This window comes from Streptomyces sp. NPDC101181 (genome assembly GCF_044767975.1).
Taxonomy (GTDB): Bacteria; Actinomycetota; Actinomycetes; order Streptomycetales; family Streptomycetaceae; genus Streptomyces.
Genome location: NZ_JBIWOX010000008.1, coordinates 66,448 through 81,580, shown reverse-complemented (window position 1 = coordinate 81,580; position 15,133 = coordinate 66,448). Strand labels below are relative to the sequence as shown.

General features: G+C 74.7%; 11 protein-coding genes. 8 read left to right on the top strand and 3 right to left on the bottom strand.

Annotation, left to right across the window (positions count from 1 at the left end; translation table 11 throughout):
• Nucleotides 1-32: 32 nt before the first annotated feature.
• From ACIRRU_RS14350 to ACIRRU_RS14340, 3 genes are all read right to left on the bottom strand, one after another.
• A complete protein-coding gene (locus tag ACIRRU_RS14350; protein WP_403679814.1) occupies nucleotides 33-1,781 on the bottom strand; it encodes a condensation domain-containing protein in 1,749 nt (582 codons plus the stop codon).
• Nucleotides 1,778-3,502, bottom strand: a complete 1,725-nt coding sequence (locus ACIRRU_RS14345) for a carbamoyltransferase (protein ID WP_403679811.1) — start codon at nucleotides 3,500-3,502, stop codon at nucleotides 1,778-1,780. The genes ACIRRU_RS14350 and ACIRRU_RS14345 overlap by 4 nt, the downstream gene beginning before the upstream one ends.
• 70 nt (nucleotides 3,503-3,572) lie before the next feature.
• Nucleotides 3,573-4,232: an XRE family transcriptional regulator gene (locus ACIRRU_RS14340; RefSeq protein ID WP_403679809.1), complete on the bottom strand. Its 660-nt coding sequence runs from the start codon at nucleotides 4,230-4,232 to the stop codon at nucleotides 3,573-3,575.
• A gap of 437 nt (nucleotides 4,233-4,669) precedes the next feature.
• On the opposite strand from ACIRRU_RS14340, the gene ACIRRU_RS14335 reads away from it, so the two are divergent.
• From ACIRRU_RS14335 to ACIRRU_RS14300, 8 genes are all read left to right on the top strand, one after another.
• A complete protein-coding gene (locus ACIRRU_RS14335; protein ID WP_403679806.1) occupies nucleotides 4,670-6,061 on the top strand; it encodes a KamA family radical SAM protein in 1,392 nt (463 codons plus the stop codon).
• A gap of 57 nt (nucleotides 6,062-6,118) precedes the next feature.
• Nucleotides 6,119-7,252, top strand: a complete 1,134-nt coding sequence (gene vioD, locus ACIRRU_RS14330) for a capreomycidine synthase (RefSeq protein WP_403679804.1) — start codon at nucleotides 6,119-6,121, stop codon at nucleotides 7,250-7,252.
• On the top strand, nucleotides 7,249-9,093 hold the full coding sequence (locus tag ACIRRU_RS14325) for an amino acid adenylation domain-containing protein (protein WP_403679802.1): 1,845 nt from the start codon (nucleotides 7,249-7,251) through the stop codon (nucleotides 9,091-9,093). The genes vioD and ACIRRU_RS14325 overlap by 4 nt, the downstream gene beginning before the upstream one ends.
• 203 nt (nucleotides 9,094-9,296) lie before the next feature.
• The gene (vioC, locus tag ACIRRU_RS14320) at nucleotides 9,297-10,331 is read left to right on the top strand and encodes an arginine beta-hydroxylase, Fe(II)/alpha-ketoglutarate-dependent (protein WP_403679799.1); all 1,035 of its coding nucleotides are present in this window, start codon (nucleotides 9,297-9,299) and stop codon (nucleotides 10,329-10,331) included.
• 7 nt (nucleotides 10,332-10,338) lie between these two features.
• The gene (locus ACIRRU_RS14315) at nucleotides 10,339-11,085 is read left to right on the top strand and encodes a hypothetical protein (RefSeq protein WP_403679796.1); all 747 of its coding nucleotides are present in this window, start codon (nucleotides 10,339-10,341) and stop codon (nucleotides 11,083-11,085) included.
• Between the two features lie 74 nt (nucleotides 11,086-11,159).
• Nucleotides 11,160-13,190, top strand: a complete 2,031-nt coding sequence (locus tag ACIRRU_RS14310; protein ID WP_403679793.1) for an NAD-dependent epimerase/dehydratase family protein — start codon at nucleotides 11,160-11,162, stop codon at nucleotides 13,188-13,190.
• A complete protein-coding gene (locus tag ACIRRU_RS14305) occupies nucleotides 13,187-13,888 on the top strand; it encodes a PIG-L deacetylase family protein (protein WP_403679790.1) in 702 nt (233 codons plus the stop codon). Before ACIRRU_RS14310 ends, ACIRRU_RS14305 begins: the two co-directional genes overlap by 4 nt.
• Nucleotides 13,881-15,110 (top strand): ATP-grasp domain-containing protein, encoded by a 1,230-nt coding sequence (locus ACIRRU_RS14300; RefSeq protein WP_403679787.1) that lies wholly within the window; start codon nucleotides 13,881-13,883, stop codon nucleotides 15,108-15,110. The genes ACIRRU_RS14305 and ACIRRU_RS14300 overlap by 8 nt, the downstream gene beginning before the upstream one ends.
• Nucleotides 15,111-15,133: the final 23 nt, after the last annotated feature.

The window sequence follows — 15,133 nt, the reverse complement described above, 5'->3', positions numbered from 1 at the left end:
CCCTGCCCGTACAGCTTCGTGCTGACAGGACGTCAGCCAGGCGGTGTGGTCGGCACGTCGGCCTCGCACGCCGCGACGAGGGCGGCCAGGGCCGTGCGGTGGCGGGCGGCGAGTCTGCGTACGGTCGTCTCGTCGTGCAGAGCCGTGGAGTACCACCACTCGACGCGGAGCACGTCGTCGTCGGTGGTGGCGATGACCTCCATGAGGTGGGGGCGCACCCAGTGCGGGGCGGTGATGTCCCCGGGCGGCTCGGGCGCCACGTCCGTCAGGAGCCCGCCGAGCGGCAGCGCGTCCGCGTCGTCGCCCTCGAAGTCGAAGGAGACGTCGCTGGGCGGGGCGGAGCGCAGCGGCGCCGCGATCCGGGGGCGGCCGTGGCGGGCGAGCGCGCCGTGGCCCACTCCCCCGCGGGGCATCGCCGCGAGGTGGCCGACGGTCCGGGCGAGCCGCCCGGCCGGGGTGCCGGTGGCGAGGTCGAGCCGGACCGGGACGGTGGTGGTGAACCAGCCGGTGGTACGGGTCAGATGGCTGTCGCCCACGCTCTCCTCGCGCCCGTGCCGCAGGACGTCGACGCGGACGGCCGCCTCGTCGAGCCAGCCGGACAGCGCCTCTCCCAGGGCGTGCAGGACGAGGTCGCCGGGGTGGGCGCGGTGGGCCCGCGCGGCCGCGTGGAGCCGGCCGGTCAGCTCCCGCGGCAGCTCCTCGCGGTGGGTCGCCGCGGTGGCGGCGGTGTTCGCGGCCCGGGGGTCGGCGGTCTCGTGGTCGAGCGGGATGCCCGCCGGGGTGCGCACGACCTCCGTCCACCACTCCGCCTCGGCCTCCGCCTCGGGGGTCCGGGCGTGGTCCACGAGGGCGGCGGCCCACTCCGGGTAGGGGGTGCCCTCGGCGCACCACACGTCCCGGCGGCCCGCGGCGAGCGCCTCGTACAACTCCTGGAGGTCTTCGAGCAGGACGGACCAGGACACCATGTCGACCGCCAGCTGGTGGACGGCCATCAGCAGGCGGCCCGGCCGCCCCGGGCCCGCGTCGAACCGGACGAAGCGGGCCACCCGCCCGGCCCCGGGGTCGAGGGCGCCCTGTTCGGCGGCGCAGCGCCGGGTGACCTCGGCCGCCAGTCCGGCGTCGTCGAACGCGGAGAGGTCGACGGTCTCCAGTGTCCCGGCGAGGACGTCGGCGGGCGGGCCGTCGAGCGCCACGGCGGCCGCCCGCTGCCGGGGCCGCCTGGCCGGTGGCGCCTCGACAGCCAGGCGCAGGGAGGCGTGCCCGGCGACCAGGCGGCGTACGGCCTCGTCGAAGGCGTCCGGGTCGACGCCGGGCCGGGTGGTGAACAGCAGCGCCTGGCTCCAGTGGCCCCGGTCGCCCGTCTGCTCCTCCCACGCCTGCTCCTGGGGCGGGGTGAGCACGACCGGTCCGTGCTCGGCCCCGGGCGGGACGGCCTCGGGTGCGCCGCGCCGGGCGACCCGCTGGGAGACCAGCTCGGCCAGCCGCTCCGCGGTCGCCTCCGGGCCGCGCAGCTCGCGCGGTTGCACCCGTACGCCGAAGACGGCCTCGACGCGGCGGGCGGTGCGGATCAGGTCGAGCGAGTCCACGCCCAGGTCGCGCAGCGGGGCGGCCGGGTCCACCTGGGGGGTGAGCGCCGCTTCCGCGATCCATGCCACGACCTGGGCACGGATGCCGTCGGGCGTGGGCGCGGGCGTACCGGGGCGGGCGTCCGCTGTGCCGACGCCGGGTGCGGAGTCCCGGGAGGTGCGCAGGGGCGTCTCCTCTTGGTGCGGGGCAGTCACGCGCCCGCCTCCCCGGTGGGGCGGCGCAGCAGGAACGGCCCGAGCGCCAGGGCGTCGAGCGGGACGCGGTGGAAGGTGGCGAGCGCGTCCTGCGGGCTGCACACCACCGGTTCGTCGCGGCCGTTGAAGGAGGTGTTGAGGACGACCGGGGTGCCGGTGTGCTCGCCGACCGCGCCGATGAGGCGGTGGTAGAGCGGATCGACGGCGGCCGAGACGGTCTGGGGCCGGGTGGTGCGGTCGCGGTGGACCACGGCGGGCATGGCCTCGGCGCCCACGTCGGTGACCGGGGTGGTGACGATCATGTACGGGAGCGGGGTGGAGGTCCCGATCAGGGACGCGGCCGCCTCCTCCTGCATGCTGGGGGCGAAGGGGCGCCAGGCCTCGCGGTCCTTGATGCGGATGTTGACCCGGTCGCGGGTGGACTCCGGGGCGGGCACGGCCACCATGCTGCGGTGTCCCAGCGCGCGGGGTCCGCCCTCGGCCCGGCCCTGGAACCAGCCGGCGACGCCCCCTTGCGCCAGCACCTCGGCGGTGGCGGCGGCGATGTCCCCCGGTTCCGTGTAGGCGGTGCCCGCGGCGTCGAGGATGTGGCGTATCCGGTCGGGGGCCCACTGCGGCCCCCAGGCGACGGAGCCGTCCATCGGCCGGATCCGGTCGCCGCCCTCGGCCGCGACCCAGACCGCCGCGCCGAGCGAGACGCCCTGGTCGCCCGCGAGGGGCTGGACGAAGAGGTCCTCGACCTCGGGCATCCGCAGGAGCTTGCCGTTGAGGGTGGCGTTGAAGCCGACGCCGCCCGCGACCATCAGCGTGGTCTCGCCGGTCTCCCGCAGCAGCCCGCGCACCAGCCCCATGACCGCGCGTTCCAGGGCGGCCTGGGCGGTGGCGGCGAGGTCCCGGTAGTCGAAGGGGTCGTGGTCGGTGACCCGCGCGTAGCGGCCGGTGCGCGGGTCGAAGCGGCGCACGGACCGGTTCGGGGGCTGCCTGAGGGTCTTCTCCAGGTGTTCCATCCAGTGCCGGATGGTGGCGTTCTCCTCGTCGGTGCCTCCGGTGGACCGCAGTCCGGCCGGCACCGCGCCGACCGTGAAGTCCTCGTCGGTGAAGGCGAGGGCGCCGCCCATGGTGAGGTCCTGGGGCGTGCCGTACGAGGCGAGGCCCATCATCTTGCCCGCGGCGTCGGCGCCGAGCCCGGAGTAGTCGCAGACGGCCGCGTAGAAGTAGCCCAGCGACCAGCCCGGTGTGTGCGAGCGCAGGGTCTTGATCCCGCCGTCGACGCCGACGGCGAGCGTGGTGCTCTCGTTCTCGCCCTGGCCGTCCAGGACGAGAATGGCGCCCCGGTCGCGACCGGAGAGGAGATAGGCGCTGGCCGCATGGGCGATGTGGTGGTTGACGAAGGTCAGCCGGGGGTCGCGGGAGCGCGGGAACAGGGCCTTGGGCAGCAGGTGTTCCAGCGCCTCGGTGTCGTCGGCGAACCAGTCGAGCCCGCGGTCGCGGAAGAGGGTGGGAAGGTCCCATCCGTGGGCGACGACGTCGATGTCGTCCAGGGTGAGGCCGCCCTCGGCGAGGCAGTGGGCCGCCGCGTGGAGGGGCGCCTGTCCGTAGGCGTGCTTGTCGCGCGTGAAGCGCTCCTCCTCGGCCAGGGCGATGACGTCTCCGTCCACGACGAGGCAGGCAGCACCGTCGTGGCTGGCCCCGGGCCAGCCGTTGACTCCGAGCACACGCATGGTCAGTCCCCAAGGGTCGGTCGGGATCGTCCGGCCGTGCCGCGGGCCCGAGGGCGCGCGGCACGGCCGGTCACGTCGTCGACCGATCCTGGCGGCCCGCCGAGTTGTACACGACCTGCGCCGTTGTGCGGAGATCCGCCGCGAAGATGGCGGAGGCCGCCTTGAGCACCTCGTTGGCCCGCCGCAGCTCCGCAACCTCACCGCGCAGCCGCCGCAGTTCGTCGCGCAGGCGGCGCAGCTCCGCACGCTCGCCCGTGGTCAGCGCCTCCTCGCCGCGCCGCGCCGGGCGGGCGGCACGCGAGGCGGACGGGCCGGCCTGCTGACGCGCGAGGCGTCCGGCGCCGCGCGGGTCGGAGCCGGGCGCCTGCGGCGGGTAGGGCGCGGCGGCGGACCGGCCGGAGCGTGTGGGCTCCTCGGCCGCCGGCTCCGCGGGGCGGCGGGGCCGGGGTCCGGACTGTCCGGATTCCAGTTCCTGGCTGACCTCGTGCCAGCGGCGTACCCACGCGGGCACGTCGCCGCCGCACGCGGCCACATAGGCCAGGGTCACCTTCAGTGAGGGTTTGTGCAGTCCGCGGGCCGCCTCCGCGAGCGTGGCCACCGAGTAGTGGGCGCTCTGCGCCATGGCGCGGTAGGAGGGGTTCCCGGCCTTCCGGCGCAGCCCGCGCAGGTCGTGCGCGAACGCCTCCAGCGGTCCGGCCGTCGGGTCCAGTAATCGCTCAGGCCTGGCCATTTGTCCCCCTGCTCATGGTTGATTTCCCGAACGAAGCGCACGTGCTTCACCGAACCTCACAACCGTGGTCGGCGGTTGTACGGCCCGGCCGTGCGGCAGGGCGAAGAGTGCCGGGCCGACGGGGAAACGCCCCGCGCCGGATCTCCTGGACATTGGTACATGGAGCTGTTACGCCGATCAAGGGACCGTCTGCCCTTTCAGCCACTGCGTGAGGCGATAGTCCGATTTCGGCGCTTCGGCGCGTCCCTCCCCGCCGACGGCACTCGGGCGCCCTTCGCCACGGGCCCTCGGCCGGACGGAGTTGTACGGGTCCTTCGCCTCGCGCGCCCCGTACAACAATCCCCGCCAATCCCCCCTCGTGTACAACTCCGGCCTTTTTGCAGGATCGGTGGCGACCGGTGACACAGCCGAAACCGACGAAGACAGGTGGCGGGTTGGTGGACACAGCACCAAGCCAGACGGAGACCGCGGCGCTGGAAGGCGCCTACGAGTACCGCAACCGTCCGCTCGTGGAGCCGGACTGGCAGCGCTTCCCGGGATGGCGCGGCATCACCGCGGCCGAGTGGGCGGACCCGCAGTGGCAGCGCGCGCACTGTGTGAAGGACGCCAAGGGGCTGCGCGCCGTCATGGGCACCCTGCTGGACGAGAGTTTCTACGAGGACCTGGAGCGCGACCGGCAGGAGCGCGCCACCATGTCGGTCCTGCTGCCGCCGCAGATGGTCAACACGATGGCCCCGGAGTCGGCGGGCGCCCGTGCGGGCGAACTGACCAAGGCGTTCTACGACGACCCGGTGCGGCGCTACATGCTGCCGGTCCTCTCCGACCGGCACCCCGAGTGGCCCTCGCATCCGATGGCCAGCCGCGACTCCCTGCACGAGCAGGACATGTGGGTGGTGGAGGGGCTGACCCACCGCTACCCGACGAAGGTGCTCGCCGAACTGCTGTCGACGTGCCCCCAGTACTGCGGCCACTGCACGCGCATGGACCTGGTGGGCAACTCCACGCCCCAGGTGGCGAAGACGAAGCTCATGCTCAAACCGGCCGACCGGGCCGATCTCATCCTCGACCACCTGCGGGCCTCCCCCGGCATCCGGGACGTGGTGGTCTCCGGCGGGGACCTGGCGAACATGCCCTGGCCCCGGCTGGAGCGCTTCCTCGTCCGGCTCCTGGACATCGACTCGATCCGGGACGTGCGACTGGCCAGCAAGGGCCTGATCGGGCTGCCCCAGCACTGGCGCTCCGGGCCGGTCCTGGAGGGGGTCGCGCGGGTCGGGCGGAAGGCCAGGGCCCGCGGGGTGCGCGTCGCGCTGCACACCCACGCCAACGCGGCCCAGCAGGTGACGCCCGCCGTGGCGGACGCGGCCTGGGCGCTGCTCGACGCGGGGCTGCACGACGTGCGGAACCAGGGCGTGCTGATGCGCGGGGTCAACGACAGCGCGCACGAACTGCTCGACATGTGTTTCGCGCTCGCCGACCACGCCGGGATCACTCCGTACTACTTCTACATGTGCGACATGATCCCCAACGCCGAGCACTGGCGGGTACCGCTGCACCGCGCGCAGTTGATCCAGCGTCAGATCATGGGCTATCTACCCGGGTTCGCCACTCCCCGCATCGTCTGCGACGTGCCGCTGGCCGGGAAGCGCTGGGTGGACCAGGTCGACGCCTACGACCGGGAGCTCGGCGTCTCGCACTGGAGCAAGAGCTACCTCACCCCGCTGGAGGCGGCGGACCCCGAGGCCCGCACCGGCTCTTACCACTACTACGACCCCGTCGACACGCTCCCGCTCTCCGGGCAGCGGTGGTGGCGGGACTCCCGTCAGGGATAGAAAGGGACGGTTGTACACGCCATGAGAAGTCTGCGCCCGCGGCACGAGGATCCTCCGGTGCTGGAGGAGTGGTACCGCCGTCATCTGGCCCCCGGCATCCATGACATCAGCTCCAGCGGCGTCCATCCGTACACGTTCGCCGAGATACGGGAACGGTGCGGCATCCGGTCCGAGGACCTGGACGCGATCGAGATGGACGACAGCGTCTCGCAGGGCGGGGCGGGCGTCCGGCAGGCGATCGCGGACCGGTACGCGGCGGGCGACGCCGACCGGATCCTGGTCACCCACGGGTCCAGCGAGGCGATCGCGCTCACCCTGCACGCCCTGCTGCGCCCCGGCGACCGGGTGGTCGTCCAGGAGGGCATCTACCACTCGCTCGCCCACCACCCCCGGGCGGCGGGGTGCGAGACCGCGACGCTCCCGGCCTCCGCCGTGCGCGACGGCGAGATCGACCCCGGCGTGCTGGAGGCCCTGGTCACACCGGGGACCCGCGCGGTGATCGTCAACTTCCCGCACAACCCCACCGGAGTGACCCTCTCGCGCCAGGGCCTCAAGCAGCTGACCGAGCACGTCGAGGCGGCAGGGGCGACCCTGGTGTGGGACGCGGCGACCGCCGAGATCACCCACCGCTGGGAGGTCCTGCCGGACCCGGGCGCGGCGGGCGGGAACACCGTCTCCTACGGGACGTTCTCCAAGACCTTCGGCCTGCCCGGACTGCGGGTGGGCTGGGCGGTGGCGCCGCCGGAGCTGATCCGGGCGGCCTTCCCCCTGCGCGACCGGACCACGCTCTTCCTCTCCCCGCTGGTGGAGCTGATCGCCGAGCGGGCCATGCGCCACGCGGACTCGCTGATCGGCGAACGGGCGGCGGGAGCGCGGCGCAACCTCACCCGGCTGACCGCGTGGGCGGCCCACCACCGCGACCTGGTGCACTGGACCCCGGTGGAGGGCGGGGTGTGCGCGCTGCCCGTCTTCCGGGAGCTGGCGGACGCCGATGCCCCGCCGGCCGCGGTGGAACGTTTCTGTCTGGAGCTCCTCGACCGGCACCGCACGCTGCTGGTGCCGGGCACCGCGTTCGGCGCGCCGCACGGCGCACGGCTCGGCTTCGGCGGACCCGAGGAAAGCTTCCGCGCCGGACTCGCGGGCCTCTCGGCCTTCCTGCGCGAGCGCCGCACCACCGGGGCCGCCCGGTGACCCCCGCGACCGCACCCGGCACACCCGGGGCCCCCGACGTGCTCGCCCTGTTCGACCGCTCCGTCCGCGCCCACCCCGACGCCCCCGCCGTGGTGACCCCCCGGCGGGTGTTCACCTACGAGGCGGTGGACCGGCTGACCGACACCTGGGCCGCTTCCCTGGCCGGGCGGGGGGCGGGCCCCGGCCTGCTGGTGGGCCTCGCCTTTCCGGACCCGGCCCGTACGGTACTCGGCATGGTCGCCGCGCTCAAGGCGGGGGCCGGATTCACCGTCCTCGACGACCGGCTCCCCGCCCTCGCGCGCGCCGCGCTGGTGGCGCGCACCGAGGCGGCCGTGTGGCTGGGCGACGGCGAGCACGCCCCGGACGGGGCGTACGTGCCCGCCGGCCCGGACGCACCGCGCCCCGCGGCGGTACGGCACCGGCCCGACGACCCGGCCTACGTCCTGTTCACCTCCGGCTCCACCGGGGAGCCCAAGGGGACGGTCGTGGAGCGCGACGCGCTGGCCCGGTTCGCCGCCGGGGTCGCCGAACGGCTGGAGCTGTCGTCCGGGGACCGCTGGCTCCAGGTGGCCTCGCTCGGCTTCGACGTGGTCATCGAGGAGGTCTTCCCCACCCTCGCCGCGGGCGCGGCGGTGGTGTGCCGGGCCGACACCCGGGCGCTGGACGCGGAGGAGCTGCACACCACGATGGCCCGGACCCGGACCACCGTGGTGGAGCTGTCCACCCAGTACTGGCTGGAGTACGCGCGGTGGCTGACCGCCGCCGGGCTGACCACCCCGCCGGAGCTGCGCACGGTCGTGGTCGGCGGCGAGCGGATGGACCCGGCTCCCTACCGCGCGTGGCAGGCCCGTCAGCCTGCGGCGCTGGCCCACGTCTACGGGCTCACCGAGTGCACCGTCAGCTCGACCTTCTACACCGGGCGTCTGCCCGACGGGGCCGAGGAGGTCCCGCTGGGCACGCCGCTGCGGGACGTGGAGATCACCGTCCGCGAGGACGGACGGCCGGTGCCGGACGGCGAGGCGGGCGAGATCCACATCGGCGGCCCGCTGCTGGCCCGGGGCTTCCTCGGCGACGAGGCCGCCACCTCCCGCCGCTTCGTCCCCGACCCCTGGGCGCCCGTGCCCGGCGCACGGGTGTACGTCACCGGCGACCTGGGGCGGATCGACGCCGACGGCCACCTGGTCTTCCTCGGGCGGGTCGACGACCAGGTCAAGATCCGGGGCCACCGGCTGGAGCCGGCCCGGGTGGAGCGTGCCCTGTGCGAGAACCCGGAGGTGGACCAGGCCGTGGTCTTCCCCGACCCGGAGACCGGGACGGCGCTGTGGGCGTTCACCGTCCCGGCCGACCCGGCCCGCGCTCCGCTGCCCGGGGCGGCGGTCCGACCGGCGGCGGCCGAACGGGAGGCGCTCGTCACGCCGTTGGAACGCTCCCTGCCACAGTGGGCGGTGCCCCGGGTGCACTACCGGGTGGCCGTCCTGCCGAAGAACCCGCACGGCAAGATCGACAAGAGGCTGCTCGCCGCCTGGGCGGCGGGCGCGGAGGGGGCGACGCCCGCGAGCCGGGCGGAGCCGCCTCCCGACGGGAGCTCGCCGACGCCGCGGGACGGGCCCCTGGCCACCGTCCTGGAGACCTTCCGCGAGGTCCTGGGGGCTCCCGGACTCGGACCCGACGACGACTTCTTCGCCCACGGCGGGCAGTCCCTCCTGGCCATGCGGCTGCTCGCCCGGCTGCGGGACTCCTTCCCGGCGGCACAAGGGCTGCGGGCGAGCGCGCTGTTCGCTTCTCCGACGCCCCGGCTCGTCGCGGCGGCGCTCGACGAGCGGGAGACCGCCCGCACCTGACCACCCGGCCCCGGCCGGTCTCCGCCCATCCGTCCGTGACGCGGCACGCCTCGCACCGCCGCCCCGTCGCGGGACACGACGCACCACCGGCTCCTCACCCCCTCGGCGCCACGGAGCCGCGACGCACCACCCCGAGGGCCCACGGCCCGGCTCCGGCCGTCCGTGCGGCAGCAAACCTTCCCGACCACTCAGCGAGAGTTGGCATGTCGAACCTCACCGACCCCTCCACGCCCAGCTACACCCTGACCCCCGAAGAGGGCGCCGCGACGGCGGAGCTCAGTATCGAGCTGGCCTCCGCCTATCCGGCCTTCGACGATCCCGGACTGCTGCGGGATCTGCCGCGGCTGGCCGCGTCCCTGCCGCCGGGCACCCAGCGGTTCCTGCGCGAGTTCAAGCTCGGCGACCGCCGCGGCCACGCGGTGATCCGCGGGCACGTCTTCGACCAGGACCGCGTCGGCCCGACGCCCGAGCACTGGCGCGGCCGGAGCAGGCCCGGCCCGGAGTTCCCCGAGGAGCTGCTGCTCATGCTCTACGGGGCCCTGCTCGGCGAGCCGTTCGGCTGGGCCACCCAGCAGAACGGCCACCTCGTCCACGACATCTTCCCGATCCGCCAGCACGAGAACGACCAGCTCGGCATGGGCAGCGCGGAGCTGCTGACCTGGCACACCGAGGACGCCTTCCACCCCTACCGCAGCGACTATCTGATCCTCGGGGCGCTGCGCAACCCCGACCACGTCCCCACCACCGTCGGCGAGCTGGATCTGTCCTCGCTGTCGGCCGAGGACATCGGCATCCTCTTCGAGCCGCGGTTCTACATCGCCCCGGACGAGTCCCACCTGCCGAAGAACAACACGATCACCACCGAGGAGGAGGCGGCCCGGTTCGCCACCATCCAGCGGATGATCGACGAGCGGCCCCTCGCGCCCCTGCTCTACGGCTCACGCCTGGACCCGTACATGCGGCTCGACCCGTACTTCACCTCCGTGCCCGAGGACGACACCGACGCCCAGCGCGCCTACGACGCGCTGTTCAAGGTGGTGGACGCGGCGATGCGCGAGGTGGTCGCGGACGAGGGCGACGTGCTCTTCCTCGACAACCACCGCGCCGTGCACGGCAGGCTGCCCTTCCGCGCGCGCTACGACGGCACCGACCGCTGGCTCAAGCGGGTCTGCGTCACGACCGATCTGCGGCGCTCCCGCGAGATGCGGGCCACCACCGAGACCCGGCTGCTGGGCTGAGCGCCCGGTGGACCCCGCCCTCACCGACCTCGCCCGGGACCCGTGGCTGCTGCCGCAGCTGGACGCCCTGATCAGCGCCAACATGCCCGCGTTCATGAGCTGGGAGTCCCCGGGCAACTGGCGCTGGCACGGGATGTACGAGCGCTACCCCGCCCTCCAGCTCTGCCTGGTGGACGGGGAGGGGCGGCTGGTGGCCGCGGCCAACGGGCTGCCGGTCCGGTGGGACGGTACGGCCTCGTCACTGCCCGGCGGCAGCGACGAGGTGCTGGTGGAGGCCGTCGACCACGGCCCCCCGGCGCGTCCCGAAGCGCTGTGCATGCTCTCGGTCTCCGTCGACCCCGCGCACCGGGCGGCCGGGCACGCCGAACGGCTGCTGACCGAGGTCCGCGACCGGGCCCTCGTCCAGGGCCCGCGCGGCGTGATCATCCCGGTCCGGCCCACGCGCAAGCCGCGCTACCCGCTGATCCCGATCGAGACGTACGCCGCCTGGCGCGGCCCCGACGGCCGGTGCTTCGACCCCTGGCTGCGCACCCATCTCGAACTGGGCGCCCGCCAACTCGCGATAGCGCGGCGGTCCCTGGTGATCCGGCAGCCGGTCGGACGCTGGGAGGCGGAGCTGAACCTCCCGCTCCCCGGGCCGGGTGACCACCCGCTGCCCGGCGGGCTGGTGCCGCTGCGGGTCGGCGAGGACGGCCACGGCACGTACACCGAGCCGAACGTCTGGGTCCACCACACGGCCGCCCCGCGGCCCTGACCGCCCCGTTCCCGCCCCGGCCTCACCACCACGTCCCGCACCGCATCCCTGAACCCCGACACCCTGGAGACACCGTGACCACCCCCGTACGCCTCGCCGTCGTCGGCTGCGGCGCCGCCGCCCGCGGCTGCCACATCCCCGCGCTTCCCCCGCTGAAGGGGGACGTGCGTCTCACCGCGCTCATCGACCCCAGCCCCGAGCAGGCCAGGGCCGCCCTCGCCCTCTACCGCGAACTGGGCGGCGCCGACGCGGACGACGTGGTGATCGCCACCGACACGGCCGAGGCCGCCGACGCCTTCGACGCCGCTGTGGTCGTCGTCCCGCACACGCTGCACGCCCGGACCGTCCAGGGCCTGCTCGACGCGGGCAAGCACGTCCTGCTGGAGAAGCCGATGACCACGTCGGTGGAGGACGCGCGGCAGCTGGCGGCCCGCGCCGCCGACCCCGGATCCCCGGTTCTCGCCATGGCCCACCCGCGCCGCCTGTTCCCGGCCTACGCCTGGGTCAAGCGCCTCATCGATGCGGGCGACCTCGGCGAGATCGTGCGCGTGGACTGGTCCGAGGGGCACCCCTACGCCTGGGAGCCGGTCTCCTGGTCGATGTTCGACCGCACGCTCGCCGGGGGCGGGGTGCTCACCGACACCGGCTCGCACGTCTTCGACACCCTGCTGTGGTGGCTCGGCCACCGGGTGGAGGTGGTCCGGCACGAGGACAACGCCCTGGGCGGGGTCGAGACGGACTCCCGCGTCCACCTGCGCTTCGGCACGGTCGACGTGCACTGCGACTTCAGCCGGCTGCGCGACCTCGGCATCACCTGCACCGTGACGGGCACCCGCGCGACCGCCACCATCGGCACCGACTTCCCCGCCGGGGAGTGCCTGCTGACCACGGCGGACGGCGAGGAGCTGCACCGGGGCGACGTCGAGGCCGTCGCCCCCGCGCAGGGCGAGTGGGAGGCGCTCTTCACCGAACAGCTCGCCAACTTCGCCGCCGCCACGCGCGGTTCGGCCCCCGTGCACTCCGGCGCCGAGGACGGCGTGCGGGTCGTGGAGCTGATCCAGGAGTGCTACGAGGGCCCCCGGCGCGAGCGGACGCCGCAGCCCTGGACCACCCGGGGCACCGGGGGCGGCCCCACGCTCGACGGGAGCACGGTCGCGGTGACCGGCGCGGGCGGCTTCATCGGGGGCCGGCTGGTGGAGCGGCTGATCCTGGACAGCCAGGCGAAGGTCCGGCCGGTCGTGCGCGGCTTCGGCCGGGTCGCGCGGCTGTCGGTGCTGCCGCAGGAGCAACTCGCCTTCCGGCGGGCCGACCTCGGCGACGCCGCCGCGCTGCGCGCCGCCTTCGAGGGGTGCGACACCGTCGTGCACGCCGCCTTCGGCAGCACCGGCGACGAGGCGGAGCGCTGGGCGGCCTCGGTCGAGGGCACCGCCCACGTCCTGGCCGCCGCGCGCGCCGCGGGGGTCCGCCGGGTGGTGCACCTGAGCACGATCGACGTGTACGACCCCGCTGTCTCCGGCGATCTGACGGAGGACTCACCCTCCCGCGCCACCGACCCCGCCGACCGTGAGTACGAGCAGCAGAAGCTCGCCGCCGAACAGCTGGTGCTGGACGCCCACGGACCGGACCTGGAGACCGTCGTCCTCCAGCCGGGCGTGGTCTACGGCCCCTGGGGCGGACAGTGGACCCTCGCTCAACTCCGGCGGCCCGGCAGCGACTTCGCGGCGCTCCCCGCCGGCGAGGGCGGTGGCGTGTGCAACGCCGTACACGTCGACGACCTCGTGGACGCGGTGCTGCTGGCCCTTGACGCCCCCGCCGCGGCCGGTGAGAGGTTCCTCGTCGGCCACGAGGAGGAGCTGCGCTGGGGCGCCTTCTTCGACGCGATCCGCACGCTGCGCGGCCCGGCGGAGCGCACCGCCGACGACGGCGGGGCCGCCGAGCCGGTCCCGGACTGGGAGCTGGAGCTGTACCGCTCCCAGGCGCGGGCCCGTTACGACAAGGCCCACCGCCTGCTCGGCTTCCGGGCCCGCACCCCGTTCGCGGAGGGCGTCGCGCTGACCGGCCGGTGGGCCGCGTGGGCCGGGGAGATCCCGGAGGCCGGGGCATGACCGGCGTCCAGGACGTGCTGGTGGTCGCCCCGCACCCCGACGACGACGTCATCGGGTGCGGCGGCTCCATCGCCAAGTACGCCCAGGGCGGCGCCCGGGTGACGGTGGTCGTGGTCATCGGGCGGGAGCGCAGCGCCCTGGACGACGGGGTCACGGACGCGGACTTCGCCGCCGAGACGGAGACCGCCGCCAAGACGATGGGCGTGCACCGCTGCATCCGGCTCGACGAGCCGTCCCGGGACTTCGCGCTCTCCCGCCGGGTCCACCTGGAGCTGGTGCGGGTCCTGCGCGAGGTCCGGCCGCAGGTGGTCTATCTGCCGCACGACGACGATGACGACGTGGAGCACCGGATGGTGCACCAACTGGCCACGGAGGCGCTGTGGATGGCGCGGTCGGAGTTCTTCCACGAGGCGGGCGGGGAGCCGATGCCCACCCCCCGGCTGGTCCTCGGGTACGAGGTGTGGGCGCCGATGTCGCGGTTCCAGTACGCCGAGGACATCGAGGGGCAGATCGAGACCAAGGTCGAGGCGATGCGGGCGTACGCCTCGCAGTTGCGCCACGCGGCCTGGGACGAGGGTATCCGGGGGCTGGCCCGCTACCGGGGCGCGCTGGCCTCCGGCTCCGGTCACGCGGAGGTCTTCCAGGTGCTGAGCCTGTCCGCGTCGGCGTCCCCCGACCCGGGAGGCGGCCGTGACTGACCGGATCCTGGTCTGCGGGCTCGGCTCGGGGATGGAGCGCTCGCTGGAGGACCTCCGCTCTCCGGCCCTGGAGCTGGTGGTCGCCACCGACGCCCCCGGCGTCCGGGCGCGCAAGGCCGCGGACATCGTGGTGTGCTGCGACCCCTACGACAGCGCCGCGGTCCTCGCGGCGCTGTCGGCGGCCGGGATCGACCGGCTGGACGGGGTCTTCTCGCTGGGCGCCGACAACCCTCCGGTGATCAGCGCGGTGGCGCACCGGTTCGGCTGCCCGGGGCTGCCGGTGGAGACCGCGCTGAACTGCACGCTCAAGGACCGGCGGCTGGAGATCCTGCGCGAGGCGGGGCTGGACCTGCCCCGCTTCGCGACGGCCACGAGCGTCCAGGAGGCGGAACGGGCGGCGGCGGACATCGGGCTCCCGTGCGTGTTCAAGCCCTCCGACCGGACCGGTTCGCTGGGGGTGATGAAGGTGGAGTCGGCCCAGGAGATACGTCCCCGGGCAGCCGAGGCGCTGCGGACCGGCGGCGGCCGGATCGTCGTGGAGGAGTTCCTGCACGGCACGGAACACACCCTCGCGGGCTTCATGGCCGACGGCACGCTGCACCGGTTCGGCTTCGCCGACCGGGAGTACGGGCGCAAGGAGGAGTTCGCCCCCTACTTCTTCGAGGGCGGCGACACCCTCCCGAGCCGGCTCACCGCCGGGCAGATCGACGAGGTCACCGAGACGGTCCGGCGCGGGGCGCGGGCTCTGCGGCTGGACCCCGCGGTGATCAACACCGACATCCTGCGCACCCACGACGGGCGGGTGGTGCTCCTGGAGATCACCTGCCGGATCACCGGCGCCCGGATCGCCACCGAGGTGATGCGGCTGGCGACCGGGGTGGACCCGCTGCCCAACCTGGTGCGCCTGGCACTGGGCCGCCCGCTGGACCCGGCCGAGCTGGAGCCGACCCGGGACCGGGCGGTCGTCCAGCGGTTCCAGCCCGCCGACGGCGGGGTCGTCGAGTGGGTGGGCGACCCCTGGGACGTGACCCGGCGGCCGGGGGTGCACGACGTGTTCTGGGGCATGGAGCTGGCCCCCGGCACGGTCGTGCCGCCCTACCGGGGCGGGGCCGACGTGCTGGCCGGGGTGATCGCCCACGCCGACGACCTGGCCACCGCCGAGGCCATCGCGGAGCGCAGCCTGCGCACCCTGCCCCTGCGCTTCAAGGACGCCGCCGGATGACCGCCCCCGGGGCTCCCCCCACG